The following is a 24,026-nucleotide window of genomic DNA, read 5'->3' as shown; positions in this document are numbered from 1 at the left end:
TGATGAATGTTGACGACGACCTGGCATTGATTGCCGAGCAGGAGCGTTTGCTGGAGTTCGACCACTTCGATCTAGAGGTGGCCTGGAAGCTTGGCGCAACATTGCGGGGAATTGCCGTGTCACGCGGTCAAATTCTTGCGGTGGATGTTACCATCAATGGCATGCAGGCTTTCTACACTAGCCTTCCCGGCAGCAGGCCGGACTTCGAGCACTGGATACGCCGCAAGCGCAATCTCACCTTACGGCTTTTGAAATCCAGCTATGCAATAGGCTTAGAGCTGAAGCGGCTGGATACGACCCTGGAAGCAAAGTGGGAAATGTCGCGTGCCGACTATGCCTCTCATGGCGGCTGCGTGCCCATCCGCGTCAGCGGTGTTGGCTGCATCGGCGCGGTCACGGTTTCCGGTCTTCCGCAGAGGGACGATCACAATCTGGCTGTAGAGGGCCTGGCTACAGTCCTGGGCAAGGCTGATGCGATCCCACGGCTGACCTGACAAATCTCAAACAAAAAGCCCGCCGAAATTTCGACGGGCTTTAGAATGCAATTATCAGACGGCTTGCGCCGATTTTCTCAGAATACGAATTCCGCAACCTTGCGGAAGCCGGGCAGGGGCTTCACGGAGGTATTGAAATAGGTCGCTTCAGATACGACGCCATGCTCCTTGGAATAGACCTTGGCGGTTGAGGCATTGCCATAACCAACGACAGTGATCAGGCGACCACCTTCCGTCAACTGGCCAAACAAAGCCTCAGGAACGACTTCAACGGCACCGCTAATGAGAATGAGATCGTAAGGCGCTTCCGCGGCATATCCCTTCTCCAGTTCACCCTGTACCACCTGAACATTATCCAGGCCGAGCGCAGCGATATTGGCGGTCGCGGTTTGAACGAGGGTCTCATCGCTTTCGAGCGCAATAACAGAGCCTGCGACATGCGAAAGCAGTGCAGCCGTGTATCCCGTTCCAGCGCCGATCTCGAGAACCAGTTGTTCTTTGTTGATGGCGGCCAGCTGAAGGATCTTCGCCAGCGGCGAGGCTTCCATCAAATAACGGCCTGGAGCGATCTCGATATCATTGTCGATATAGGCCAACGGCTTCATCTTGTCTGAGACAAAAGCTTCGCGCGGAACGTTGTAGAATGCCCGCAGCACGGAATGCGACGTGACGTCGGTGGTGCGGATCTGGTTTTCCACCATCTTGACCCGTGCTGCTTCAAAATCGATCATGGTGCTCGCCTCGTAAAAGCGTGTTTCTGGCTTCGTATTACTGTTGGACAGACCGGCTTTCAAGACCGCATCGGCCAAGTGCAACCGGATTCCGCCGCAGTGCAAGACAAAATGCACGGAACAAAGCCTCCTTCATTGGGTTGCCTCTACGAAGTCCCAACATTGAGGAGGCACGAATGCCGACAACATTGCCAGACGACACCCCTGCAGAAACACCCCGCGGCCCGACCCCAGCGCCCGGTGTGCCGGATCGAACACAGGAAAAGCCACCGCTGACACCGGCGCAGGACCCGTCGGATACAAAAAATCCGAATGACCCAACATTAAATCCAGCTTTATTGCCGATTGGTGATCCCGCTGGTGCGGCTTGATAGATGATCAATTGGTCACGGCAGCAAGAATTGTTGCCGTGGCTTTCTCTAACTACGGCCTAGAAGTTATCTATGTACGCCAGCAGACTGGAACGCCATAGATTCGCAAAGGTTTGACCTTTGGCGCGAGGAATTAACCTCACGAAGAATTTGGAGGATACCATGCTAATTAAAATTATTTCTGTCTCCGCACTTGCGATTGGCCTCGCCACGTCTGCCATGGCTCAGACATCGGGTGGATCGGGCGGTTCCGGAACCTCCGCTGGCGGTGCATCCGGTACGGCTGGATCAAGCGGAGGCGGTGCCGGCGCATCTGGAGCAACCGGATCTGGTTCAACAGGTATGTCTGGAACAAACAACAGTGGTTCTGGAGCAACGGGAAATTCATCTACTTCTGGCGGTACAAGCGGCACCGCCACGGGTTCTTCCGGCTCACAGACTGGCTCATCGGGCACAGGCTGTTCAAATCTCAACGCATCGGGAACGCCTGGTAACGGCTCGACGAGTGGCTCCGCCGCTGCTGGAACGGCAGGATCTACGGGCTCTACCCAGCCAAACTGCTAAGAAGCTCCTTTGAGTTGAAACTGTGGACCCGTTCGCGCGGGTCTTCAGTTGCCTGTTCATGATGAGATTGGACAAAATTCGGCAGATAGAATTTAATCCTCTTGCGCTGTGTCTCAAATCATTCTAAATGCCCGCCACCACTTCAATTGAACTTCGCGATGGCCTCGTGGCGGAGTGGTGACGCAGAGGACTGCAAATCCTTGTACCCCGGTTCAATTCCGGGCGAGGCCTCCACTCAAATTCCTTCGATTTTAAACTCATTGAATCCATATGCCCTTGAAAGCGGGAACGTCGGTTCCAGCTTTGCGTTCTAAAGCAGAATGGTCGCGTCCAACCGGCTCGCTCGTCGGTTAGCTCTGCACAAGCCACAGTGCGCATTATTAGAAGATGCGCATGTGACGCATGTCAATCACGCGACCTCACGAGGATGATATGTTTGAGCAGTCAGATATGCCGAGCAAGGCACCACTTTCCCCCGATGACCTGGAAGTTCTCGATAAATTTCTGGATGCTTGGTGCGAGGAAAACGGGGTAGCGCGAACCGATGCGGCAGCAAAGGATGTCGCGTCCTCTTTGATCGCCTGGTATCAGGAAGACCCAAAATATCGCAGCCGCATACAATTGGAAAAGTCTGAAGATATGCCGATTGCGCCAGATATTTTGGCTCTCCTCAAGCAGATGTCTTAACAATCCTGTCTTGCTGACCGCTACCAGCTACGCCATGTACATCCGAGCAGATGGGGCGAAAGGAGTTGGCAGATTGGGCAAGAAAGATATGGGCTGGCTAAGACGCTATATTGCATCCGCATCAGGCCCCTGGAAGGCGGCTTGTTGCTTCTGTATCGCAGGGTTTGGACTGATCGTCCTGGTGGGTGTCGCAACATTGGCGGGCTGGAATGATGCCGCCCACCGGCTGTTCGCATACCTGTGCTTGGCCACCGTGGGTATGTTCTTTTCGCTCATCATTCATGCGTACCTAAGTATCAGAGCGTCAAGGCAATTTAAGATACAACAACGCCAACGTGAACATCTTCTGCGCCGCGACAGCTAGCGTGATGCATTTTTTTCGCAATTAATTTGGCTATGTGAAATCACGTCCCGGGTGGCCAAGCTCTGTCCTTGGTCCACAAGAGCCCGTCGAGCGCGTCTATGCCCTTGATGTTTCTGGTCGAATTCTATGTATCCGATGTCCGTTAGACATTGAGGGAAAACATGACCAAATCAAAAAGCCTTATCATCGGTGTTGTCGTCGGCCTCGTCGTCGGTTTCGGAGCCATGATGAAGGACAAGATGACCCACGCCGAATGGGTTGTCTCACCTGAACAGATTGCTCAGGCGAAAGCAGAAGGCAAAATGGGCTATGAAAGCTTGCCCGGCACTGTAACCGTACTGCCAATCCGCAGTGAAAAAGCAGATATGCTGCCCTTTACGTGGGTGTTCTTTGGCATTGCCGCGGGCGCTGGCGCATTCTTTGTAGCCCGGCGCAAAGCAGCCTGATTTAAAAAATCCAAGGCAGGTCTTGGGCCTCCGGTGGTTGGTCCAAGCCTCTTTCAGTTTCGATTGAAACTGGCGATGGTCTTGCAACTCTGATAGAATGTTTGTGTTCAGTCCATGGAGGAGCATGGGACGAACGTCAGCATGGGTTTGAGGAGACCGTCATGCATTACCTTAGCTATATCACAGCAATAAACCCTTATGTCTTGCTTGTGCTCGCCATCGTGCTGGCATGCGGGGCCATGGATTGGTGGCGAAGCACACACTAATCCGTGAAAGTCATCCGCTGCGGTAGATCTTCATCGTGCCGCAGTAAGCTGCTAGTTCTCGACCTTCGTTAACTAACGCGGGGCGAGAGAGTGCAAAACAGCCGTGCTTTTGAGGATTCAACCAAGCCTTTGAGCGATTCCTTGAGGGAGCTCATTGAAGGCATTCGCGGCAATACGGTGACCCTGCGCGAGTTGATGGATGCCATCGGTGAGCAGGGGCTGTTACTTGTATGCGCTTTGGCATCATTGCCCTTTTTGATTCCCGTATCCATTCCGGGTGTCAGCACGGTATTTGGCGCTGCCATAATTCTCGTTAGCATTGCCGTTTTTCTGAACCGAATGCCATGGATGCCAAAACGCATACTGGACAGGCAGCTGGAAACATCAAAGCTTCTGCCCGCTTTGCAAAAGGGCGTGAATATCGTGGCGCGGATTGATGGTTATGTGAAGCCGCGCCTATTGGGCATGACAAGCACATTGGCGGTGAACAGGATGAATGCGCTTGCTATCACCCTCGGCGGTGTCCTGCTCATGTTTCCGTTGGGCTTGGTGCCGTTTTCCAACACGTTGCCCGCGATCGCTATTCTTTTGACCGCTCTTGGAATGATCCAGCGCGACGGCCTTGTTATTCTGGGTGGTTATGTTTTTCTGATCTTCACGATCATCTATTTCAGCGTGCTTGGATTTTTCGCCATCCGCGCCGGGCAGGGCGCAGCTTCATTGTTCAGCTGAAGACGGCGCCTTCTTTTTCTCCTGCCGCCGGCGCGCCCACCAAACGCTAACGCGCCGGCGCTTTCTGCGCACGTAGGGAATATCGTGCGAAAGAACCACCAAACCGAGCGGAACCATCCAGAAGCCCAGAATCGGTAAAAATCCCAAGCAGCCGCCAACGATCAGAACAGACCCGATGCCAACACGGCCTGCCCGGGATTGCGGCATGGGCATGCTGAAGCGTCCAAGTTGGAGCCTTCCCGTTCTAGGATCAATTCCAAAGCTGCTTTTCTGCTCTTCTCGCTGCAAACAGCACCTCTTTCTGTCAATTTTACTGGCGGCAAGTGGGGAACGAATGTGGATAAAACAAGCAAACGCATTTTTTTTGAAAAAAGCCCTTGGCAAATCGAACCAGCCTGAGTATTACCCCGCTCACCGACGCGGCGACGCGTCATTCCCTGGTAGCTCAGCGGTAGAGCACTCGACTGTTAATCGATAGGTCGCCGGTTCGAATCCGGCCCGGGGAGCCAGTTTCTCAGCATTGCTGACAGTTCAAAGGCCCGGTTCAAACGAACCGGGCCTTTTCTGTTAGGCTGTGCTCAAAGCGGTTTTAACGCCTGATGGCTCGCCCAATGGCGATAAGAATGCAAGCACCGATAAAGCCCGCGATCAGGTAGCCAATCCAGCCGCCCAAGACGATTCCGAAAACGCCAAGAATTGCGTTAGCGACGATTGCGCCCACGATGCCGAGCAGGATGTTCATCAACACACCCATATTGCTCTTCATGAACTGCTCGGCCAGCCATCCTGCAATGCCGCCGATGATGATCGCTGCCAACCAGCCGATACCTGCATTTTCCATTGATCTAGCCCTCTCACTCATGAAACATTCGATGGCCATTCAACGCGAAATGCTGATTTCTGTTCCGTTGCTTATATAACGTTTCTCTTCAGCGCCTTAGTTCCGCCGTGTGCATCATCTTCAAGGGCCAGCCATTGCAAATTGGCAAGACTCAACGCATCCCTTGCCCCGTTCCGGTCCCATGAAGGCGCCGCATGTTTGAGGTCATGACATTGCACAAGATTGCGACAGGTTTCATTCTTCCTGCCACACGGAAAATGCTGTTTCTTCTCGTGGCCCTCATGCCGGCTTTGGTGCCAATTGCTCCGGCGCTTGCTCAGGACGCCGCCAACCCACCGGCTGCGACTGCTGTTGAGGGCGCGGCTAAGATTGAAAAGAATATTGCAGATGCCAGGAAGGCTCTCGATTCAATAACGGCTCGATCCGGCGCCAAAGATGTCGATGACATGCAACTGGCCGATCTTAAGTCGGAATCCGATGATATCCTGGGCAAGTTGAACGAGCACAGTGGAAATCTGAAGCGGCGGCTTGAACAGATACAGGCACGCGTGAAGGAGCTTGGTGAGCCACCGCAGGAAGGGCAGCCGCCAGAGGCTCCCGTAGTCACAGACGAGCGCAATCGCCTTCTGTCAGAGCGTGCGGAAGTTACAGCAGCATCCAGCGAGCTGGGGCAGTTGACCACCATCGCTCGCGAACTATCGGCGAAAATTACCGAGCAGCGCAGACGTTTGTTTTCCGATACGCTGCTGAAGCATACCGATCTTTCCTGGGGCGTAATGGTTGATGCCGCGTCCAGCTTTGGCGAAGAAGTCGCTAGCTTCAAGGATACGATGTCTAGCTGGCTGAGCTTCGCCTGGAAGTTCAAGAAGCTGCAATTGATGGCTGCGATTGCCCTGTCGATCTGCGCTGCACTGCTGTTCCTTGCAGGCGGCTATCGGGCTCTGGGTAAGATGGTGAAGCGTGATGCAAGCCTCGATAATCCGCCTTACATTACGCGCCTCTCATTTGCCTTTTGGTCGTTGGTGCTTCCCACGATCAGCCTGTCGGCCTTCCTGACCTCAACCTATTTCTTTATGCACAGTTTCGGCGTGCTGCGGCCCGACATCCGGCCGTTGATCGCAAGTTTTCTCGCTCTCATTTGGGCTGTCGCCTTCGTATCGCGCTTGGCATCGCTCGTGCTTGCACCTGATTATCCGCATTGGCGCCTGGTGCGCGTCACCAATCGTGGTGCAAGAGTGCTCTTCTGGCTCTTCCTGTCGATGTCGTTGATCAATGGGCTGGATTTCGTGCTCACCGAAGTGGGCGAGGTTCTGAACTCGCCTGTCGTTCTGGCTATTGTGAAGAGCCTTGCTGCATCGATTCTGATCGGCGCGATCATTATTATTATGTCTTTCCTGAAGCCTGTTCTGGCCAAGGATAAGGATGCCGAAGCGCCTGGGCGCGCTTGGCCGCGGGGGCTGCCGCTCGCATTGCGGACAATCGGCATAGCCCTAATTTTGGCGGCTCTCTCAGGTTACATTGGTCTGGCACGCTTCATGGCGACGCAGATCGTGCTGACGGGCGCGCTGGTTGTCACCGGATATATCGGCATTCTTTCGGGCAAGGCCGTTGGCAAGCAGGGTGCTTTTGCACAAACTTCCGTGGGCCGCTATGTCGCTGCCCGCTACAAGCTCAATGAGATTTCGCTCGATCAAATCGGTCTTCTTGCTGGCCTCAGCATTTACGCCTTTGCAATCGTGTTCGTCGTGCCGATGATCCTGCTCACCTGGGGCTTCCAAATCCAGGACATCGAGGCGGCGGCGGTACGCCTGTTTACCCAGATCAGCATCGGCAACATCAATATTTCACTTGTTGGCATCATGATCGGCATCCTGCTGTTTTTGGCAGGTTACATGCTGACCCGCTTTGCACAGCGATGGATTGATCGGCATGTCATGGCGCGCAGCCAGGTTGATGCAGGTGTGCGCAACTCCGTCAAAACCGGTATCGGTTACCTCGGCATGGGGGTGGCGGTCGTGGTTGGTGTCTCTGCGGCTGGTATTGATCTGTCCAGCCTTGCTCTCGTTGCCAGTGCGCTGTCCGTCGGTATCGGTTTCGGCCTGCAGAACATCGTGTCGAACTTCGTATCCGGCCTCATCCTTCTGGTGGAGCGGCCCTTCAAGGTTGGAGACCACATCATTACCGGCACGACTGAGGGTATCGTGAAGCGTATTTCCGTGCGTGCCACGGAGATCGAAACCTTCCGCAAGCAATCGATCATCGTTCCGAATTCCGACCTCATCAATGCTGCGGTAGGCAACTGGACGCACCGCAACCGGATGCAGCGTTCGGAAATTCCCGTGGGTGTCGCTTATGGCTCTGATCCACGGCGTGTCATCGAGGTGCTGCTGGAAGTGGCGGCGGGAGTACCGCAGGTTCTGCGCAATCCGGAACCGCATGTCGAATTTCTCCGCTTCGGGGCGTCGTCTCTGGATTTCGAACTGCGTTTCCACGTGGCGGATATGAATGACGGAATGGGGGTTCGAAACCACATGCGGGCAGAAATCCTGCGTCGTTTCGAAGAGGAAGGCATTGAAATTCCTGCCAATCGCCAGGACGTTCATGTCACTGGTACGCTTTATACGGCTCGTCCGCCGATCTCTGAAAAACGTGCCGATGCCTCGCAATCCGATGAAGCTCTGGCCGGAGAAGAGAACGTGACGCCAGCGACCTCCACCTAATGTGGAGGAAATTTTCTGGCGTCGCGGCAAGCAGTACGCATGTCGTAATCAGGCGTTTGGCAAAGCCGGTGTGATTGCATAGTCAGCCCCATATTATTCAGCCGCACCTGCCACGGGTTTGCGGCCATATCAGAGGGGTCGTATCGATGAAATCACATGCGAGGGCAGTCGTCGTTGGCGGCGGCGTTGTCGGCGTATCAACGCTCTATCACTTGGCCAAAAAGGGTTGGAGTGATGTCGTTCTCATCGAGCGGAAGGAGTTGACCTCCGGCTCCACATGGCACGCAGCCGGTCTGCTGCCGCTGTTCAACCTGTCCTATTCCGTTGGCCAGCTGCACAAATATTCCGTGAAGTTCTATGAGGAACTCCAGGAAGAAACCGGCATGAATGTCGGCTTTTCGAAAGTCTCAAATATCCGCCTTGCCCGTACCAAGGATCGTTGGGACGAATATATGTACTATGCCGGCATTGCGGAGACGATTGGCGTAAAGGTCAATCTCCTGACGCCTGAGCAGGTGAAGGAAGTCTGGCCGCTGTGCGAAACGGATGGCCTTCTCGGCGCGATCCAGCATCCGGACGATGGCTATATCCAGCCAGCAGATCTCACCCAGGCGCTTGCCAAGGGTGCGCGTGATCATGGCGCGACCATTTATCGAAACACGACCGTGACAGCCATTGAGCAGCAGCCGGATGGCCTGTGGAAGGTAACGACCGACAAGGGTGAAATCACCGCCGAACATATCATTTCCTGTACGGGCTCTTTCGCCCGCAAGACAGGTGAGATGGTCGGGCTCAACATTCCAGTCATTCCGGTCGAGCACCAGTACATCGTCACGGAACCGCATCCTGCCATCCAGGAGCGCCGCAAGCAGGGCTTGCCGGAAATGGGCGTCTTACGTGAATCGGATTCTGCCTGGTACATGCGCGAAGAAGCGGGCGGCCTGATTCTCGGGCCTTACGAAGTTGGCGCACCTGTCTGTTACGTGGATGGCCCTTCGTCGGAGAGCGAATACGAGCTTTTCCAGGAAGAGCTTGATCGCCTGATGCCGCATATCGAAACCGCCATCGCTCGCGTTCCGGCCTTCGGTGAAGTGGGCATCAAGAAGGTCTATAACGGTGCTATTGCCTATACGCCGGATGGTAACCCGATTGTCGGCCCAGCCCCTGGCTTGAAGAATTTCTGGCTGAACGAAGGTCATTCCTTCGGTATTACGGCAGCGGGTGGCGCTGGCTGGCAGTTGGCGGAATGGATTGTGGATGGCGAGCCAACGGTCGATCTCATGGGTGTGGACCCACGCCGCTTCGGCCCTTACGCGACTGAGGGATACCTCATCGCAAAGAATGAAGAAGCCTACGCAAACGTCTTCACCATGCACTACCCGGATGAGGAGCGTTCTGCCGCCCGCCCGCTGAAGACCACGCCGATTTATGAAAAGCTCAAGAAGCTTGGTGGTGTGTTCGGTTCGCTCTATGGCTGGGAGCGTGCAAACTGGTACGCGCCGGAAGGTTATGAACTTCCGGAAAGCGAAAAGGGCGTGGGCGCGGATGTCATCACCAGCCACAACTATGCGCCTGCGCTGGACGATGGGCGGTTTGTCGAAAAATGGTCCTTCCGTCGTTCTAACTACTGGGAACATGTCGGCAACGAGGTGAAGAACGTCACGCAGAATGTCGGCGTGCTCGATATGTCGCCGTTTGCGAAGATGGAAGTGTCCGGCCCTGGCGCGCGCGCTTGGCTGGAAAGCATCTTTGCCAATGCCATCCCCAAGAAGCGTGGTCGCATCACCCTAGCGCATGTGCTGACGCCAGCAGGCGGGGTGAGGGCGGAGTTCACGATTTACGAGTGGGCACCCAATCGTTTCTACATGGTTTCCGCAGGCGGCCTGGAAGCGCATGACCACGATTTGCTTTGGCGCCTTGCGCCGCAGGATGGCTCTGTCATCCTTCAGCCGATCACCCAGAAATATGGTGTGCTTGTTCTGGCTGGGCCGAAGTCCCGTGACCTGTTGAAGAAACTCACACGTACGAGCCTGGAGAACAAAGACTTCCCGTGGCTTACCGGCAAGCAGATCTCGGTGGGTGTCGCGACGGCTCACGCTCTGCGCGTCAACTTCGTCGGTGAACTGGGCTGGGAACTGCACCACCCAATCGAAATGCAGAACTACATCTTCGACAAACTCATGGAAGCGGGTGCGGAATTCGGCATCAAGCCGTTCGGTATTCGTGCAATGGTGTCCATGGCTGTCGAGAAGTCCTACCGCAACATGGGGCGTGAACTGTCGGTTGAATACAATGCCTACGAGTCCGGCCTGGATCGCTTTATCAAGCCTGAGAAGCAGTTCATCGGTCGCGATGGACTGGTTGCCTACAAGGAGAAGGGCCTGAAGTGGAACTTCAGCACGCTTGAGGTTAAAGGCACAACAGATGTCGATGCGAGAGGTTCTGAAGCTATTTACAACGCCGCTGGCGAAGTGGTTGGCCGCGTAACAAGCGGTGGCTACGGCTGGCGTGTGGGCAAATCTCTGGCTCTTGCTATGCTCAACCCGCAGCACGCCGTCATCGGCACACAGTTGAAGGTCAAGATCCTCGGTTCGCTGTATGAGGCGGAAGTGGTGGGCGAGAGCCCATTCGATCCAGATAACAACGCTTTGCGCGCCTGAATAACAGTTAATTGACCATACTTTGGAAAGCGGCTCTTCGGGGCCGCTTTTCGCTTGAAATCCAGTTCTCGCCACCTTTGCGTTTAATGTTTCGGCAACATGATCTGCTTTAAATTATCTTTAGTTGAGGAGATAAAAGGCGATCATGACTTATCTTGGTATTTCCGGCATGCAGTATACAGGCGAACAATTTCCGGAAGCCCGGATTATTGTTGCTGAAGACTCTAACGTCTTTACGTCCATGATCCGCCAGCGTCTCAAGGAGATCTTTGGGATTGAAGCGGAAATCTGCCGCACATATGAAGACCTGATGATGGCCAATGAGCTCTCAGAGGAACCGGTGACGCTCGCGATCTCCAACATCAATCTTCCCGGCGCTGAAAACGGCGAGGCGCTAGAATATCTTGTCGATTTGAACATCCCGACAATCGTTTTCACCGGCACCTTCCACGAGCAGACGCGCGAAAAGCTGCTGGCAAAGGATATCGTCGATTACATTCTGAAGGACAACGTGTTTGCGGTCGAGATGCTGGTGGAATCGGTGTGCCGCTTCCTCACCAATCATCGCCACCATGTCCTCATCGTTGATGACAGCCCAACTGCGCGCGCACTGCTATCCACGCGCCTCAAGCGATATAATTTCCGCGTCAGCGTGGCTGAAAATGGTGCCAAAGCCCTCGATATCTTGAAAAAGAATTCGGACATCGGCCTCGTCGTGACCGATTACAACATGCCGGACATTGATGGGTTTGAACTCGCGCGCCGCATCCGTTCTGTTCGCGGTTCGCACGAGTTGCGCATCATCGGCGTATCCTCTTCCACTGATCGCCTGCTCTCCGCGCGCTTCCTTAAAGCTGGGGGCAATGACTTCATGTTGCGCCCCTTCATTGATGAAGAGTTCTATTGCCGCGTAAACCAGAACCTGGACACGCTGGTGCAAATCAAATCCACACATTCCGGCAAGCAGCGCCCTGCGGCCTGATCTGCTTAATCAGGGATAAAAAGATGGGGGCGGCCTGTGAGGCGGCCCCCTTTTTCATTTAGGCTGGTATCCGCGCCCTGGGTGCCGCAGACGTCAATTTGCGATCCGCCCGTTCCTGCTGAGGTGAGCGATTATAGACTTCGCGATAACACTTCGAAAAATGCGAAGCCGAAACAAACCCGCAGGCCACCGCCACCTCCACAATCGGCATCGAAGATTGCACCAACAGATGGCGTGCACGGTCGAGCCTGATTTCGAGATAGTAGCGGGCAGGGGATCGGCCCATCTCCTGCGCGAAAAGGCGCTCGATCTGCCGTCGAGAAAGCCCTACTTTGTCGGCTATGTCCACCAGTGAGAGCGGTTCGGAAAGGTTGCTTTCCATCAATTCGATGATCTGAAGAACCTTATTGTTTTGCACTCCAAGACGTGCGCGGAGCGGCAGGCGCTGGCGGTCGTGAGGGTTGCGAACACGATCGGTCAATTGCTGTTCACAAACGCGATTCACCAGTGTCTCGCCAAAATCCTGGCCGATCAGATTAAGCATCATATCCAGTGAGGCAGTTCCGCCGGCGCAGGTGTAGAGATTACCGTCAACCTCGTAGAGATCGGCATATACCTCGGCTTGCGGAAACGCCTCCGCAAAGCCAGGCAGGTTTTCCCAATGGATTGCGCACCTCTTGCCATTCAAGAGGCCAGCCTGCGCCAGCACATGTGCGCCCGTACAGAGGCTACCGACAGCGACGCCCCGGTTGAAGGTCTCACGAAGGAATGCGAACACCGATCGGTTCGCAAATTCCTCCACATTGATGCCGGAACAGATCAGCACCATGTTGGGGCGGTGTTCCCCGCCCAAGTTACGCCGCTCATCCGTTAGAGCGCTATCCACCTCAACGGCAATACCGCTAGATGAAAATACTTTCTGGCCGTCGGCGGATGCAAGGCGCCATTCATAGGCGTTGTAGCCAAGCATTCGGTTGGCAATCCGCAGGGTTTCAACTGCGGCTGCAAAGGGTAATAGCGTAAATTCTGGGACGAGGAAAAACACCAGTGTACGTTTTTTGACCTGCGATTTGTTGGTCATGAGCGGGCTCCGTGGCAAGCCTCTATTCCTCGCGTGAACAGTCGGCCTTCAGTATTCTGAAAACGACATTGAACCAACCAAGCGCGCAAGGCAATATGTTCTCTGTGCGACAAGTATCCTTCTAATTTTGAATGTATTCATAAGCAGAGTCTGAAAGACTGCACTCCGCTGTGCGTGCAGCCTACTTCGCGTCGGTGCGAGGCAGGTTTTGAGATGCGTTGCAATGCGTTGGCCAGCCGAGATCCTTCTGCGTAGAGAAAGGAAGCGCTTCCAATTCTGCCATTTCCTTGTGGCATGCATAGGCATCCATGAGCTTTGTAATAATGCTGAATATGCCCGAAGCCCGGCTACCAACACGCAGAAATTCCTTGAGTTGTGGGCGATACGTGGATTGTGCAACGTTGATTTGCATAGTTTTCTCCTTTCGAATGCAATCACGTTGCGCCTTGCCAAGTCATCAATCAAGATAATGTTTTTGATCAATATCATCCATTTTTGTGATGAATTTTGTTTCGAATTGCTGCCCGTTGACTGTGAAGGAAATAAACTGATATCCTAGGATATATAAGCTTTTTTGAAAGATGGATGATGACAGTCCCTTTCCGCGCTAACCTTCCGTTGCTCGATAATGATGTATTGCGAACCTTCGTAGCCATTGCGGATACTGGTAATTTTTCCACGGCTGCCGAAGCTGTTCTGCGAACGCCTTCCGCAGTCTCCATGCAGATCAAGAAGCTGGAGGATCAACTTCGGACAACGCTATTCTTGCGGGATGCGCGCTCCGTGACCCTCACGCCGCAAGGTGAAATATTGCTTTCCTATGCGCGGCGATTGATAGCGCTCTCCAACGAAGCGGTATCCCGCTTCGTGATGCCGGAACTGTCTGGCGTGGTCAGGCTAGGTGCGGCGGATGATATTGCAGAACGGTTGCTACCTGGAATCCTGCGAGATTTTGCCGGGAAGTTTCCAGGTATCATGGTGGATGTCACCGTGGATTCCAGCACCAACCTTCGCAAGCGAATGGAGGAGCAGCGATTAGATCTGGCGCTAATCAACACCTCATCGCGGCAGTTGCAAAGCGAAGGGGAGGTCGTCTACACGGAAAAGCTGGTCTGGGCTGGTGCCAAGTGCGGCGCTGCGCATCTTCAAGATCCATTGCCCGTGTCAATCTGGGAGGATGGGTGTCTTTGGCGGCAAGAGGCGCTTCGCAAACTCGATGAGACGAAGCGGACCTATCGCATCGCTTATTTAAGCGCCAGCACCATGGCGCAGCGCGCAGCAGTCATTTCCGACCTCGCTGTCGCACCACTGGCACGTACCTACATCACGGATGATATGACGGTTCTTGGGCCCCGCGAAGGATTGCCTGAACTCATGTCTTTTGATGTGCGGCTTCTCACCAGCGGCGATCTTTCCATCCCCGCCAAGGCTGTTGCGGAAACCATTCGCGAAGCCTACGCGGAACTGGATAAGGCAGCAGCGTGATGATCATCTCTTGCCGTATCGGTTTGCCACTTCGGCTCGCCGGCACTGTGTCTTCCGCGGTTGATTGAGGATCTGGCAGTTTGGATGATTTACACCCCAACTGCCAGATGAAAGAGGCTTTGTAATAAACGAATTAACTGAGATGAAGAATTGCTGCTGCGACGATGAGAGCTGCTGAAATTGCAACCCAGCTCAACTTGAGATAAGTACGCCGACGGTGATCGGCACCACTCCAGTCATAATGCATCTGAACGGCCTTTCCATTCTGTGCGCCCAGCTTCATGCCGGGTGGAGACCTTGAGACAGGCTTTCTGCCTACCCTCTTTTTATCCCATTGCCCCTGCGCGAAGCTGACGTGGATCAAACTTTCCAGAAATCAGACACAAATCTTTAATGCATGTTACGGCTCGGCATCAAGCGTTAACCTTGCTCATCACCTGTGGATCGAGCAGAAAGTTTTCGCTTACCAAATGCTGCGGGTAAGACCCACGTAAAGGTAAGTCCATAGCGGCGGGGGAAAGCGCAAACGCGAAGGTCCCGTCGGCTGACGCTCGATGAGCTGGCCTGACAAAGCCTTCGACAAGACCTCAATGGTGGGCTTCACTCCTAGAGCAGTGATCAAGAGAGGATAGGTGGAAATGGTATCGCGCTTGTGTGGCTTTCCCCTCACTTCCGCCAGGGTGGCGCCTGTATCGGTCCCTGCATCCACAAGGTGAAGTGTTCCGCCAAAGTTAGCCTCATCTTTTTCTACCAACGACCAGTAGCCGCCCATCTGGCCGCGATAGGCGGGATTGATTCCCGCATGGAAATTGATGATGGGGCAGGAGACGGCTTCTAATGTTTTACGGGTTAGAAGACGGCAGGACACGGTAAAAACAACGTCTGGTTCGGCACGTTGAATAGCCTCAATTGCCTCTGCGCTATTCAACGACGTCACGTGGGTTCTGGGGATGCTCGTGTCGGGTTCGTCACTCAACCCAAACTCGCTTAGGATTTCTGCGCTTCGTCTGGCTGCCATGCGCTTGCCAAGGCGTGACCACACCATGGTTGCCAACTGGCCGAGAGCGACAGCCCAGCCCAGTTTCCGAGCGCGGCGCTTCAGTATGGAGCTTTTACTCTCGTAGGTCTCTTCTATGACTTCTAGATTTGGAAAGTGCGGTTTCAGCGCGTTTATCATGACCTGTGGGTTCATGCCGCCAGCGGTGAGGACAAGAATTCGAGGAGTTTCAATGCTCATGATAAGCCAGACCGGTTGCGTTCGGCGCCATGTTGGCTGGGCGAGGCAAAGAAAGCATTAAAGTCGAAATGATGCTTCTGCGTCCGCGAAAGAGTGGAAATCCTTATACGTAAAAAACTGCTCACGCCCGCGTGAACTTTTATCGTCTTCGTACGTTACCCGCACGGAAACAAATTTTCCGGTTCTATGTCGTCAAATTTTCTTGGAGTTATTCAACATGACGGTCAAATCTGTCTGCGTCGTCGCTGCTCTTCTCGCTTCCATGGCATCGCTCGCTTCCTGCGGCAACACCATCCGTGGCGTGGGCAAGGATACAGCCAACACAGTTAATGCTACGCAAGATGCTGGCCGTAGTGTTCAGCGCGCTGCCCGCTAAGCTTCAACTATCTTGAACGAGAAGGCCGTCTGTGAGCACTGCTCCAGGCGGCCTTTTGCGTTTGCGGTGGGTTGGTTAGACGTTGGCTTTAGGGTAAGCCTTATCAACGCCGCCAGCTTTTTGTAGTCCTTCGCGAAAAGCTGAATAGGCTGGATGCTGGCTTGAACGTGCCGCTTCCATCAAGCGAATTTGCAGACGTCCCGGCGTGAGATTGCCAAGCCATTCGCCGCATTGCTGTAGTTTCAATGTATTCAGAAACCGTGCGCTTGAAGCATTATCAAGATGAAGATGGATGCCATCCAGCAGCGTGTCATCGCCTGCCGGGTTTTCCATCATCAATCTCAACCAGTTTGCATGATCCTGGCTCATTCCTGCCAACGCGTCTGCAACGGTTTCGCGGCTGCCAATAGAAGCGACTGTATTCATTTTTATTCTACTCCACGTCACTGATTCTTGGCGCAGAAGTTACAGCCCGGCCAGGTCACTCTCAATAGTAGAATATCCGGATATGGTTAAAGCGCAGCTTTCACTTTCTCTGCCACGTCAGGAGAAAGCCAGCGTGTCCAAATCCCCAAGTTTTCTTTGAGAAAATATCGTGCAGCCTCAGCGTGATTGACTTTATTCTCATCTTTCCAGGCAATGAGATTGCTGATCGTTGCATTTCCCCATTTGCGCTGCTGCATATAGTTGACGATCTCCGGCTCCTTTTCTGCGAAGCCAGCCGTCATTACCGTGAACGCTTGCGAGGTGGGATAGGAATTAACCTTGGGATTCATGCAACCCGATACGGAAGTGCAGCTATCCCATTCCAATTGATCAAATGGCACGTCGAATGAGAGCTTCACCATTTCATGGCGAGCCAAAATGCCCGTGGGAGCCCAATAATAGCCGAGCCATCCCGTCTTGGTCCCAAAAGCCTTGTTGATGGATTCTTCTAATTCCTGCCCTGTGGCTGCATTGCGGAGCTCGAAGCCCTTGTCTGCCGCTCCCACCGCACGGAACAGGTTCACCGTGGTTACACGGCAGGCCCACTCCGCCGGACAGTTATGAATAACGCCCATGCCTTGCTGCGAATCGGATGCAAACAGTTTTGGATTCGCCAGTGCGTCGTACACGGTCTTTATCGAGGGGTTAGCATCGGCGATAAACTTAGGTATCCACCAACCTTCAACGGCGCCATCCGCCAGGATTTCTGCTCCCTGCAGAAGGGTGCCGGACCGAACAGCCTCTGATAGCCTGTCATTAATGGAGTTGACCCAAAGCTCAGGTGCAATGTCGGGTTTGCCACTTGCAAGCATGGTTTCAAACGTGGGAATGGTGTCTCCGGCGACAATCCGGGTCTGGCAACCAAAGCCGTGATCCAGGATGAATTTATCGACCTCGGCTGCAATAGCCGCGGATTCCCAATTCATCGCCGCAACTTCAACCGTGCCGCAAGCATGGGAGGCGCTGGTTCCGCCCACAAGCGCAATGAATGAACCGGCGATGGCAAGAAGAAGCCCCTGTCGCATATTTTACCATCCCGGTCGCTTCTGAGTGGATCGAAGTACAAAAGTGTCGCAATATCCAGAAAAATCAAGCGATTTTGCCAGTCATCCATTTGTCCATCTCGTTCCCCTTGAGGTGTGGAGCGAGACCGAACATTCCGGCTGTTTCAACAAAATTGCACGATTACTGAAAAAGCTGTGCCGTGATAACGCCTCGGTAACACTTGTCGGGCTATCAGTTTCGCGTGGCAGCGCCACAGAGGCTCCGGCAGGTAGTGCGTACCGGAGCCGCTTCACGCAACCCAAGTTATGGGGTCGCTCTTGCGAATTAAACGTGAAGCGCTTAACTTAATCCTCGACAGTTGGATGCTCGGTAAACTCCGCTGACAGGTGGCCATCGCCACCGGGCGCGTCTGCCAGTTGCTCCAATGCCCTGCGATAGGCGGGTGCGATCAGCAAGGCGGCAACCTCTTCGGCTACGAATTTGCCGTTTTCGCATCTTCCATCGCGGGGCTTCTTCTTTCCCCTCATGATTGGTTCACGTCGTTGGAAACTGCGGGCTGCATTACCTTTGTCCTCGGCGGAGCTCGTTCCGGCAAGTCGCGCTTTGCAGAGCGGCTGGCTGTCGATTCAGGTCTATCTCGCCATTACATCGCAACGTCGCAGGCCTGGGATGATGAGATGCGCGAGCGAATCACACTGCATCGCATGCAGCGAGGGGACGGCTGGCACACCCATGAAGTTCCTCTGCGATTGGCTGAATCCATCGCAAGCATTTCGGATTCGCAAAACGTCATTCTGGTGGATTGCCTGACCCTTTGGGTAACGAACCTGATGATGGCCGAAGCGGATATAGATGCGGAAGCCGAACTGCTGATTGCCAGTCTTCGCGACTTTCCAGGGCGGATCATCTTCGTTTCAAACGAGGTGGGCCTCGGGATCGTGCCGGAAAATCGTATGGCCCGTCAGTTCAGAGACCATGCGGGGCGCCTTCATCAGCGCCTGGCAGAGGTCGCGGATGAGGTCTTTTTCATCGCGGCTGGCCTGTCTCTGAAAATGAAATAGCCAATTTCGGTGGAAGCACAAGGCGCGAAAAAAGGCGTTAGTAACCAAGCCAGAGGCGAATCGGGTGGCTGGGGTCTGACAAAAGCTTCGTCGCCAGCGCAATGCAGGTGATGACGAGAAGCGGCTTGATAATTTTCGCGCCGCTGCGCATGGCAAGGCCAGAACCCAATTGCGCGCCAATCAATTGCCCAGCGCCCATTACCAGCCCCACCTTCCACGAAATGGCACCATTCAGCGCAAATACTGTCAGCGATCCGAGATTGGAACCCAGGTTGAGCAGCTTGGTATGAGCCGTTGCCTTCAACATGCCAAAGCCTGCCAGCATGACAAAGCCCAGCATGTAGAATGATCCGGCACCCGGTCCGAAAACGCCATCGTACAGGGCAACGAGTGGAACCGCCGTCAGCGCGAAGATGGTCGGCGTAATCCGTTGCGTGCTGTCTTCATCTGAGAGCCTTGGCTTGAGGGCGAAGAACAAAGCAATGCCGATCAACAGAAAGGGAATTGCGGTCGCGAGATACTGTCCGGGCACATGCGAGGCGATCAAAGAACCGATGCCTGCTGCCACATAGGCAATAAGCGCCATGGGCATCTGCTTTTTCAATTTCACGTGGCCACGCCGCGCATAGGCAACTGTTGCGGAACCGGACCCGAACGTTCCCTGAAGCTTGTTTGTTGCCAGCGCTTCCAGCGGCGGAAAGCCCGCCAGCAGCAAACAGGGCAGGGTTACCAGTCCACCTCCGCCAGCAATCGAATCGATGAAGCCAGCAATAACGGCAGCTGCAAACAGCAGCAGGAGAAGGTTCAGCGCTATATCATGCACGGGGATAAACCAGTCAGAAGAGAAGGTCCTGCCTTCTGTCACCGTCGCCGCCTGTGCGCAAGTCTACCTCGCGTACAAAACGCCCGGAGGTTTGTCTCTGGCAGTCTTGCGTCTTTACCGCCGCCAGTTATTGTGCGGGCAAATTTGAGAATAAGGATATCCGAATGCACAAGGTCATCTTCGACACCGATCCCGGCATTGACGATGCAATGGCGCTGCTTTTCCTGCACAAGCATCCTGAGATCGATCTTGTGGGTGTCACCACCGTGTTCGGCAATGCCCCAATCGAACTGACCACGCGCAATGCGCTTTACCTTGGCTCTGCCTGGGCGATTCCAGCACCCGTTGCCAAGGGGGCAGGGCAAACCTTCGACCCCTCACGTGGTGGAAGCTATTGGCCAACAGCCATCCACGGCGATAACGGCATCGGCAATGTTCCCGTGCCGGAAAGCATTGATCGCGTAGCCGATTCGCGCACTGCCTCTCAATTTATCATCGATACCGTGCGCGCAAACCCGGGTGAGGTAACCCTGATTGCCGTCGGTCGTATGACCAATCTGGCGCTGGCTCTGAAGGCTGATCCGGAAATCACCAAGCTTGTTCGCGGCGTCATCATCATGGGCGGTGCATTTGATGTGAACGGCAATGTCTCGCCTGCAGCCGAAGCCAACATCCACGGTGACCCGGAAGCCGCCGATGTGGTGATGACGGCCCCATGGCCGGTCGTTGTGATTGGTCTCGATGTCACGATGCAGACGGTCATGACGAGCGGCTATCTGGCGGATATGGTTGCGGAAGGCGGACAAGATATTAAGCTCTTGTCGGATATTTCGCAGCTCTATATCGATTTTTACAAGACCCGCGTCGGTGACGGCATGGTCATCCACGATAGCTGCGCTGCGGTCTATCTCGTTCGTCCGGATTTGTTTGAAACCCGCAGCGGCGCCATCCGCGTGGTGTGCGGTGGCCTTGCTGATGGCCAAACCATCCAGAAGCCGGATGGCCGGGGCTTTCCGCCCGGTGCCTGGGATGATCTGCCGAGCCAGAAGGTGGCCGTATCGGTCAAGCCGGATGAGGTTCTCTCGGTCATCAGGGCTGCCCTCGTTTCGGGCAAGGCGATCTGATAATCCCTCGCGAACAAATTGCTGTTTGCGCAACAGTGACAGTGCAAAATTTCCTTCCGAGCTTCGCAGCCCATTGGCATCGAAGCCGGATTTCCCTATGTGGAACATCAACTGACAGAATTCAGAGGATATGAGCGTGACCGCTACATTCGACAAAGTTGCCGACATTATTGCTGAAACCAGCGAAATCGACCGTGAGACGATCACACCTGAGAGCCACACGATTGACGACCTTGGCATCGACAGCCTTGATTTCCTGGACATCGTTTTTGCGATCGACAAGGAATTCGGCATCAAGATCCCGCTTGAGCAGTGGACACAGGAAGTCAACGAAGGCAAGGTTTCGACCGAGGAATACTTCGTTCTGAAGAACCTCTGCGCCAAGATCGACGAACTGAGGGCGGCAAAGGGCTGAGGCTCTTTTGTTGATGAAGCCTGATGCTTCTTGAATACTTCCAGATGATCGACCGTATCGAAGCGGTCGATCTCGAAGCCAAAACCCTGCGGGCGCAATCTATCGTGCCCAGCAAAAGCCCGGTCTTTGAAGGCCATTTCCCTGGTATGCCTCTCGTGCCGGGGGTTTTGCTGATTGAAACCATGGCCCAGGCGAGCGGCTTCATGATTCTCGCAGCGTCCGATTTCGCGGCTATGCCGTTCCTGATGTCGGTTGATGGCGCGAAGATGAGGACCTTTGTTGAGCCCGATGCGGTGCTGGATATTGACGTGTTTCTCGAGCACGAAGGCTCCGGCTATGCTGTTACCAAGGCGAAGATCACCTGTGCGGGCAAGAAGGTCTGCGATGCGCAATTGAAACTGCGCACAATGCCCTTTGATGAGATTCCTCTGGCTGAGATCGTGCGCAAGCGCGCTGGCGAAGTTGGACTAATGAACGCGCTTTCAGCCCGTTGAGGGCGCGCATCCGAAAGGTTGAAGCCGAGATGAGCAAGTCAGCCAATGACGTTGTAATCACTGGGGTCGGCATTGTTACATGCCGTGGCGTTGGCAAGGAGCCGCATTTGGCCCTGCTAAGCGGCGCCGAAATTTTGCCCCCGCGCGTGGACGTGGAGCGTTTCAAGCCGTATCCAATCCACCCGATGCCGGAAATCGATTGGTCGCAGCAGATCCCCAAGCGGGGTGATCAGCGCCAGATGGAAAACTGGCAGCGTCTTGGCGTGTTCGCAGCAGGCCTGGCCTTGGAAGATTCCGGGCTGAAGGATAATGCGGAAGCCTGCGGCACGATGGATATGATCGTGGCTGCCGGCGGCGGTGAACGCGACATCAAGGTCGACAGCCTCATCGTCAACGAGGCCTTGAAGCGCAACGATCGCGAACGGCTTCTCAATGAGAAGCTGACCACCGAATTGCGCCCAACGCTGTTCCTCGCGCAGCTTTCCAACCTTTTGGCTGGCAATATTTCCATCGTTCACAAGGTCACCGGTTCCTCTCGCACCTTCATGGGCGAAGAAGCTGCTGGCATCTCTGCGGTCGAAACCGCTTACCACCGCATCAAGGCTGGCCAATCGACTCATTCTCTCGTCGGAGGCGCTTTTGTTGCCGAACGTGCGGATATCATTTTGCTGGTCGAAGGTATTCGCGCTCACCAGACAGGAGAATGGAAACCGCTCTGGACCAGAGATGGCTCAGAAGGCGGCGGCATGATCATGGGGTCGGTCGGCGCGTTTCTCGTGCTGGAAGCGCGTGAATATGCCGAAGCCCGTGGCGCACATATTTACGCTGTGATCGATGGTATCGAGGCAGATCGCGGAAACCGCGATAACGGCAAGTTCGAACAGCGCCTGGAACGTCTCGGCCAATTGGCTGAAGGCGATGCAAGCGGCGCGGTCGTTTTCTCCGGCAGCAGTGGCATGAGCGAGCTGGCTTCGCGTGAAAAATCTGTACTGGAAACCATGTTCCCAGGTGCGCCCATTCGCGGCTTTGGCGGTGTCACCGGGCACGGCATGGAAGCGCAGTTTCCGCTTGGTCTGGCGCTGGCCGCGCTTTCGCTCGATGGAAAGGCAGTGGTGCCAGCTTTCGACCCGGATCATGAAGGCACCATGCAGCAGCCGGCACACCGCGCCGTTGTCACCTCCGTCGGCTATATCCGCGGCGAAGGTCTGGCAGTTCTGTCCGCGAACGGTTGAGGATCAAAGATGAGCACGAACGCATTCAAAGATCATCTGGGCCGCCCCATCGTCGCGGTCACCGGCATGGGTGTCATGACTTCGCTGGGGCAGGGGCTTGCTGACAACTGGTCAGCCTTGACCTCCGGCACATCCGGCATTCACAAGATCGAGCGTTTCCCGACGGAAGGGCTCTCCACCCGCATCAGCGGCACAGTGGATTTCATCAAGCTTCCGCGCGAAAACGCGGTCGAGCGCTCCTATGCCTTTGCTCACGCCACAACGCAGGAAGCGCTGGCGCAGGCAGGCCTGTCTGGCGATTTCAACGGTCCGCTGTTTCTCGCCGCGCCACCGGTTGAGCCGGAATGGAGCGCGCGCTTCGAGCTGGCAGACCGTGCACCGCCGCCGGAGCGTGAGGACGATGCCTATGATCGTTTTCTTGCCGCCATGCGTCAGCGTCCAGACCCTGTGTTTCTGGAAGCCGCTCAATTTGGCTCTATCTCTGAGCGTCTTTCCGATGCTTTCGGCACACGCGGCCTGCCGGTTACGCTCTCGACGGCATGTGCCTCTGGCGCCACGGCCATCCAGCTCGGTGTCGAAGCCATTCGCCAGGGCCGTACGGAGCGCGCTTTGACAGTTGCGACCGATGGTTCTGTCAGTGCCGAAGCCCTCATCCGCTTCTCGCTTCTGTCTGCGCTTTCCACGCAAAACGATCCGCCGGAAAAGGCATCCAAGCCCTTCAGCAAGGATCGCGATGGCTTTGTGATTGCAGAAGGTGCGGCCACGCTCGTGCTGGAATCCCTGGAATCGGCTGTTGCTCGCGGCGCAAAGGTGCTTGGCATCCTGAAAGGCTGCGGCGAAAAGGCAGATCATTTCCACCGCACACGCTCTTCACCGGATGGCGGTCCTGCCATCGCCACCATCCGTGCAGCGCTTGCTGATGCTGGTTTGGAAGAAGGTGCTATCGGCTATATCAATGCCCATGGAACCTCGACACCGGAAAACGACAAGATGGAATATGGTGCCATGCTTGCGGTCTTTGGTGATCGCTTGAAGGATGCCATTCCCTGCTCGTCCAACAAGTCAATGATTGGTCACACTCTTACCGCCGCAGGTGCGGTTGAGGCTGTGTTCTCGATCCAGACCATGTTGACGGGCACGCTGCCGCCCACCATCAATCACGTCAACCCGGACCCATCGATCATTCTGGATGTGGTGCCGAATGTGAAGCGTGACCAGCAGGTAACGGCGGTCCTCTCCAATTCCTTCGGGTTTGGCGGGCAGAACGCAAGCCTTGTCATGACAGCAGAGCCAGCTTAAAAGCCAACTCCAACACATTGGCTATTCAGCACACAGTCTTTGACGCCTTC

28 protein-coding genes and 2 tRNA genes are annotated in these 24,026 nt (G+C 54.9%); 20 read left to right on the top strand and 10 right to left on the bottom strand.

Translation table 11 applies throughout. The features are described from left to right. Positions 1-2 precede the first annotated feature (2 nt). A complete protein-coding gene (locus tag AC0JZ1_RS10060; RefSeq protein WP_471883414.1) occupies positions 3-494 on the top strand; it encodes a heme-degrading domain-containing protein in 492 nt (163 codons plus the stop codon). Positions 495-571: 77 nt separating this feature from the next. On the opposite strand, the gene AC0JZ1_RS10055 is transcribed toward AC0JZ1_RS10060, so the two are convergent. Next, positions 572-1,225 carry a protein-L-isoaspartate O-methyltransferase family protein gene (locus AC0JZ1_RS10055; protein WP_471883413.1) on the bottom strand — a complete coding sequence of 218 codons (654 nt, stop codon included), beginning with the start codon at positions 1,223-1,225 and terminating at the stop codon, positions 572-574. A gap of 176 nt (positions 1,226-1,401) precedes the next feature. Here AC0JZ1_RS10055 and AC0JZ1_RS10050 point away from each other — a divergent pair, with 176 nt between their 5' ends. From AC0JZ1_RS10050 to AC0JZ1_RS10020, 7 genes are all read left to right on the top strand, one after another. Beyond that, a complete protein-coding gene (locus tag AC0JZ1_RS10050; RefSeq protein ID WP_471882237.1) occupies positions 1,402-1,596 on the top strand; it encodes a hypothetical protein in 195 nt (64 codons plus the stop codon). Between the two features lie 162 nt (positions 1,597-1,758). After that, on the top strand, positions 1,759-2,160 hold the full coding sequence (locus AC0JZ1_RS10045) for a hypothetical protein (RefSeq protein ID WP_471882236.1): 402 nt from the start codon (positions 1,759-1,761) through the stop codon (positions 2,158-2,160). Between the two features lie 160 nt (positions 2,161-2,320). Further along, positions 2,321-2,394: transfer RNA gene (locus AC0JZ1_RS10040), tRNA-Cys, on the top strand. 198 nt (positions 2,395-2,592) lie between these two features. After that, positions 2,593-2,847, top strand: a complete 255-nt coding sequence (locus tag AC0JZ1_RS10035; protein ID WP_471882235.1) for a hypothetical protein — start codon at positions 2,593-2,595, stop codon at positions 2,845-2,847. 73 nt (positions 2,848-2,920) lie between these two features. After that, positions 2,921-3,211 carry a hypothetical protein gene (locus tag AC0JZ1_RS10030; RefSeq protein ID WP_471882234.1) on the top strand — a complete coding sequence of 97 codons (291 nt, stop codon included), beginning with the start codon at positions 2,921-2,923 and terminating at the stop codon, positions 3,209-3,211. Positions 3,212-3,372: 161 nt separating this feature from the next. Further along, the gene (locus AC0JZ1_RS10025; RefSeq protein WP_471882233.1) at positions 3,373-3,657 is read left to right on the top strand and encodes a hypothetical protein; all 285 of its coding nucleotides are present in this window, start codon (positions 3,373-3,375) and stop codon (positions 3,655-3,657) included. Between the two features lie 356 nt (positions 3,658-4,013). Beyond that, a complete protein-coding gene (locus AC0JZ1_RS10020; protein WP_471882232.1) occupies positions 4,014-4,655 on the top strand; it encodes an exopolysaccharide biosynthesis protein in 642 nt (213 codons plus the stop codon). Here the strand turns inward: AC0JZ1_RS10020 and AC0JZ1_RS10015 are convergent. Then, positions 4,641-4,868, bottom strand: a complete 228-nt coding sequence (locus tag AC0JZ1_RS10015) for a hypothetical protein (protein ID WP_471882231.1) — start codon at positions 4,866-4,868, stop codon at positions 4,641-4,643. The genes AC0JZ1_RS10020 and AC0JZ1_RS10015 overlap by 15 nt on opposite strands. Positions 4,869-5,089: 221 nt before the next feature. Between AC0JZ1_RS10015 and AC0JZ1_RS10010 the strand changes: the two genes are divergently transcribed. Beyond that, positions 5,090-5,164: transfer RNA gene (locus tag AC0JZ1_RS10010), tRNA-Asn, on the top strand. A gap of 80 nt (positions 5,165-5,244) precedes the next feature. Here the strand turns inward: AC0JZ1_RS10010 and AC0JZ1_RS10005 are convergent. After that, a complete protein-coding gene (locus tag AC0JZ1_RS10005) occupies positions 5,245-5,496 on the bottom strand; it encodes a GlsB/YeaQ/YmgE family stress response membrane protein (protein ID WP_471882230.1) in 252 nt (83 codons plus the stop codon). A gap of 194 nt (positions 5,497-5,690) precedes the next feature. Here AC0JZ1_RS10005 and AC0JZ1_RS10000 point away from each other — a divergent pair, with 194 nt between their 5' ends. The 3 genes from AC0JZ1_RS10000 to AC0JZ1_RS09990 all read left to right on the top strand — a co-directional run bounded on the left by AC0JZ1_RS10000 (position 5,691) and on the right by AC0JZ1_RS09990 (position 11,858). Continuing rightward, a complete protein-coding gene (locus AC0JZ1_RS10000) occupies positions 5,691-8,216 on the top strand; it encodes a mechanosensitive ion channel family protein (RefSeq protein ID WP_471882229.1) in 2,526 nt (841 codons plus the stop codon). Between the two features lie 146 nt (positions 8,217-8,362). Continuing rightward, positions 8,363-10,876 carry a GcvT family protein gene (locus tag AC0JZ1_RS09995; protein ID WP_471882228.1) on the top strand — a complete coding sequence of 838 codons (2,514 nt, stop codon included), beginning with the start codon at positions 8,363-8,365 and terminating at the stop codon, positions 10,874-10,876. 145 nt (positions 10,877-11,021) lie between these two features. Continuing rightward, the gene (locus tag AC0JZ1_RS09990) at positions 11,022-11,858 is read left to right on the top strand and encodes a response regulator (protein WP_471882227.1); all 837 of its coding nucleotides are present in this window, start codon (positions 11,022-11,024) and stop codon (positions 11,856-11,858) included. A 58-nt stretch (positions 11,859-11,916) separates the two neighbouring features. Here the strand turns inward: AC0JZ1_RS09990 and AC0JZ1_RS09985 are convergent, their stop codons facing one another. Then, positions 11,917-12,939: a GlxA family transcriptional regulator gene (locus tag AC0JZ1_RS09985; RefSeq protein ID WP_471882226.1), complete on the bottom strand. Its 1,023-nt coding sequence runs from the start codon at positions 12,937-12,939 to the stop codon at positions 11,917-11,919. A 181-nt stretch (positions 12,940-13,120) separates the two neighbouring features. Further along, positions 13,121-13,351: a hypothetical protein gene (locus AC0JZ1_RS09980; protein ID WP_471882225.1), complete on the bottom strand. Its 231-nt coding sequence runs from the start codon at positions 13,349-13,351 to the stop codon at positions 13,121-13,123. Between the two features lie 176 nt (positions 13,352-13,527). Between AC0JZ1_RS09980 and AC0JZ1_RS09975 the strand changes: the two genes are divergently transcribed. After that, complete coding sequence (locus AC0JZ1_RS09975) at positions 13,528-14,424, top strand: LysR family transcriptional regulator (RefSeq protein WP_471883412.1); 897 nt, start codon at positions 13,528-13,530, stop codon at positions 14,422-14,424. Between the two features lie 463 nt (positions 14,425-14,887). Here the strand turns inward: AC0JZ1_RS09975 and AC0JZ1_RS09970 are convergent, their stop codons facing one another. After that, positions 14,888-15,661, bottom strand: a complete 774-nt coding sequence (locus AC0JZ1_RS09970) for a formyl transferase (RefSeq protein WP_471882224.1) — start codon at positions 15,659-15,661, stop codon at positions 14,888-14,890. A 262-nt stretch (positions 15,662-15,923) separates the two neighbouring features. Between AC0JZ1_RS09970 and AC0JZ1_RS09965 the strand changes: the two genes are divergently transcribed. Beyond that, on the top strand, positions 15,924-16,037 hold the full coding sequence (locus AC0JZ1_RS09965; protein WP_471883411.1) for an entericidin domain-containing protein: 114 nt from the start codon (positions 15,924-15,926) through the stop codon (positions 16,035-16,037). 75 nt (positions 16,038-16,112) lie between these two features. Here AC0JZ1_RS09965 and AC0JZ1_RS09960 read toward each other — a convergent pair whose 3' ends face one another. The 3 genes from AC0JZ1_RS09960 to AC0JZ1_RS09950 all read right to left on the bottom strand — a co-directional run bounded on the left by AC0JZ1_RS09960 (position 16,113) and on the right by AC0JZ1_RS09950 (position 18,055). Beyond that, on the bottom strand, positions 16,113-16,463 hold the full coding sequence (locus AC0JZ1_RS09960; RefSeq protein ID WP_471882223.1) for a hypothetical protein: 351 nt from the start codon (positions 16,461-16,463) through the stop codon (positions 16,113-16,115). 86 nt (positions 16,464-16,549) lie between these two features. Beyond that, on the bottom strand, positions 16,550-17,548 hold the full coding sequence (locus AC0JZ1_RS09955; RefSeq protein WP_471882222.1) for a glycine betaine ABC transporter substrate-binding protein: 999 nt from the start codon (positions 17,546-17,548) through the stop codon (positions 16,550-16,552). 324 nt (positions 17,549-17,872) lie between these two features. Then, entirely contained in the window at positions 17,873-18,055 is a 183-nt protein-coding gene (locus AC0JZ1_RS09950; RefSeq protein WP_471882221.1) for a hypothetical protein, read from the bottom strand. A gap of 15 nt (positions 18,056-18,070) precedes the next feature. Between AC0JZ1_RS09950 and cobU the strand changes: the two genes are divergently transcribed. Next, complete coding sequence (cobU, locus tag AC0JZ1_RS09945; RefSeq protein WP_471882220.1) at positions 18,071-18,589, top strand: bifunctional adenosylcobinamide kinase/adenosylcobinamide-phosphate guanylyltransferase; 519 nt, start codon at positions 18,071-18,073, stop codon at positions 18,587-18,589. Positions 18,590-18,626: 37 nt separating this feature from the next. Here cobU and AC0JZ1_RS09940 read toward each other — a convergent pair whose 3' ends face one another. Then, positions 18,627-19,454, bottom strand: a complete 828-nt coding sequence (locus tag AC0JZ1_RS09940; protein ID WP_471882219.1) for a TSUP family transporter — start codon at positions 19,452-19,454, stop codon at positions 18,627-18,629. A gap of 122 nt (positions 19,455-19,576) precedes the next feature. Between AC0JZ1_RS09940 and AC0JZ1_RS09935 the strand changes: the two genes are divergently transcribed. The 5 genes from AC0JZ1_RS09935 to AC0JZ1_RS09915 all read left to right on the top strand — a co-directional run bounded on the left by AC0JZ1_RS09935 (position 19,577) and on the right by AC0JZ1_RS09915 (position 23,976). After that, positions 19,577-20,536 carry a nucleoside hydrolase gene (locus tag AC0JZ1_RS09935; protein ID WP_471882218.1) on the top strand — a complete coding sequence of 320 codons (960 nt, stop codon included), beginning with the start codon at positions 19,577-19,579 and terminating at the stop codon, positions 20,534-20,536. A 130-nt stretch (positions 20,537-20,666) separates the two neighbouring features. Then, the gene (locus AC0JZ1_RS09930) at positions 20,667-20,951 is read left to right on the top strand and encodes an acyl carrier protein (RefSeq protein ID WP_137137101.1); all 285 of its coding nucleotides are present in this window, start codon (positions 20,667-20,669) and stop codon (positions 20,949-20,951) included. Positions 20,952-20,974: 23 nt separating this feature from the next. After that, positions 20,975-21,445 carry a 3-hydroxyacyl-ACP dehydratase FabZ family protein gene (locus tag AC0JZ1_RS09925; protein ID WP_471882217.1) on the top strand — a complete coding sequence of 157 codons (471 nt, stop codon included), beginning with the start codon at positions 20,975-20,977 and terminating at the stop codon, positions 21,443-21,445. A 29-nt stretch (positions 21,446-21,474) separates the two neighbouring features. Beyond that, positions 21,475-22,677: a beta-ketoacyl-ACP synthase gene (locus AC0JZ1_RS09920; protein ID WP_471882216.1), complete on the top strand. Its 1,203-nt coding sequence runs from the start codon at positions 21,475-21,477 to the stop codon at positions 22,675-22,677. A gap of 9 nt (positions 22,678-22,686) precedes the next feature. After that, positions 22,687-23,976 (top strand): beta-ketoacyl-ACP synthase, encoded by a 1,290-nt coding sequence (locus tag AC0JZ1_RS09915; RefSeq protein ID WP_471882215.1) that lies wholly within the window; start codon positions 22,687-22,689, stop codon positions 23,974-23,976. Positions 23,977-24,026: the final 50 nt, after the last annotated feature.

It is taken from the genome of Affinirhizobium capsici (assembly GCF_977018625.1).
The sequence above is the reverse complement of the archived record's forward strand: the minus strand, read 5'-3'. Positions and strand labels throughout refer to the sequence as shown.

What these genes read in the sequence shown, in the direction of transcription:
- AC0JZ1_RS09925 (WP_471882217.1), top strand. Translation starts at nt 20,975, where the DNA reads ATGCTTCTTGAATACTTCCAGATGATCGACCGTATCGAAGCGGTCGAT.
- AC0JZ1_RS09990 (WP_471882227.1), top strand. Translation starts at nt 11,022, where the DNA reads ATGACTTATCTTGGTATTTCCGGCATGCAGTATACAGGCGAACAATTT.
- AC0JZ1_RS09985 (WP_471882226.1), bottom strand. Translation starts at nt 12,939, where the DNA reads ATGACCAACAAATCGCAGGTCAAAAAACGTACACTGGTGTTTTTCCTC.
- AC0JZ1_RS09995 (WP_471882228.1), top strand. Translation starts at nt 8,363, where the DNA reads ATGAAATCACATGCGAGGGCAGTCGTCGTTGGCGGCGGCGTTGTCGGC.
- AC0JZ1_RS09970 (WP_471882224.1), bottom strand. Translation starts at nt 15,661, where the DNA reads ATGAGCATTGAAACTCCTCGAATTCTTGTCCTCACCGCTGGCGGCATG.
- AC0JZ1_RS09975 (WP_471883412.1), top strand. Translation starts at nt 13,528, where the DNA reads ATGACAGTCCCTTTCCGCGCTAACCTTCCGTTGCTCGATAATGATGTA.
- AC0JZ1_RS09915 (WP_471882215.1), top strand. Translation starts at nt 22,687, where the DNA reads ATGAGCACGAACGCATTCAAAGATCATCTGGGCCGCCCCATCGTCGCG.
- AC0JZ1_RS10050 (WP_471882237.1), top strand. Translation starts at nt 1,402, where the DNA reads ATGCCGACAACATTGCCAGACGACACCCCTGCAGAAACACCCCGCGGC.
- AC0JZ1_RS10035 (WP_471882235.1), top strand. Translation starts at nt 2,593, where the DNA reads ATGTTTGAGCAGTCAGATATGCCGAGCAAGGCACCACTTTCCCCCGAT.
- AC0JZ1_RS10060 (WP_471883414.1), top strand. Translation starts at nt 3, where the DNA reads ATGAATGTTGACGACGACCTGGCATTGATTGCCGAGCAGGAGCGTTTG.
- AC0JZ1_RS10000 (WP_471882229.1), top strand. Translation starts at nt 5,691, where the DNA reads ATGTTTGAGGTCATGACATTGCACAAGATTGCGACAGGTTTCATTCTT.
- AC0JZ1_RS10045 (WP_471882236.1), top strand. Translation starts at nt 1,759, where the DNA reads ATGCTAATTAAAATTATTTCTGTCTCCGCACTTGCGATTGGCCTCGCC.
- AC0JZ1_RS09920 (WP_471882216.1), top strand. Translation starts at nt 21,475, where the DNA reads ATGAGCAAGTCAGCCAATGACGTTGTAATCACTGGGGTCGGCATTGTT.
- AC0JZ1_RS10005 (WP_471882230.1), bottom strand. Translation starts at nt 5,496, where the DNA reads ATGGAAAATGCAGGTATCGGCTGGTTGGCAGCGATCATCATCGGCGGC.
- AC0JZ1_RS09955 (WP_471882222.1), bottom strand. Translation starts at nt 17,548, where the DNA reads ATGCGACAGGGGCTTCTTCTTGCCATCGCCGGTTCATTCATTGCGCTT.
- AC0JZ1_RS10015 (WP_471882231.1), bottom strand. Translation starts at nt 4,868, where the DNA reads ATGCCCATGCCGCAATCCCGGGCAGGCCGTGTTGGCATCGGGTCTGTT.
- AC0JZ1_RS09980 (WP_471882225.1), bottom strand. Translation starts at nt 13,351, where the DNA reads ATGCAAATCAACGTTGCACAATCCACGTATCGCCCACAACTCAAGGAA.
- AC0JZ1_RS09960 (WP_471882223.1), bottom strand. Translation starts at nt 16,463, where the DNA reads ATGAATACAGTCGCTTCTATTGGCAGCCGCGAAACCGTTGCAGACGCG.
- AC0JZ1_RS09935 (WP_471882218.1), top strand. Translation starts at nt 19,577, where the DNA reads ATGCACAAGGTCATCTTCGACACCGATCCCGGCATTGACGATGCAATG.
- AC0JZ1_RS10025 (WP_471882233.1), top strand. Translation starts at nt 3,373, where the DNA reads ATGACCAAATCAAAAAGCCTTATCATCGGTGTTGTCGTCGGCCTCGTC.
- AC0JZ1_RS09950 (WP_471882221.1), bottom strand. Translation starts at nt 18,055, where the DNA reads ATGAGGGGAAAGAAGAAGCCCCGCGATGGAAGATGCGAAAACGGCAAA.
- AC0JZ1_RS09965 (WP_471883411.1), top strand. Translation starts at nt 15,924, where the DNA reads ATGGCATCGCTCGCTTCCTGCGGCAACACCATCCGTGGCGTGGGCAAG.
- AC0JZ1_RS09930 (WP_137137101.1), top strand. Translation starts at nt 20,667, where the DNA reads ATGAGCGTGACCGCTACATTCGACAAAGTTGCCGACATTATTGCTGAA.
- AC0JZ1_RS10055 (WP_471883413.1), bottom strand. Translation starts at nt 1,225, where the DNA reads ATGATCGATTTTGAAGCAGCACGGGTCAAGATGGTGGAAAACCAGATC.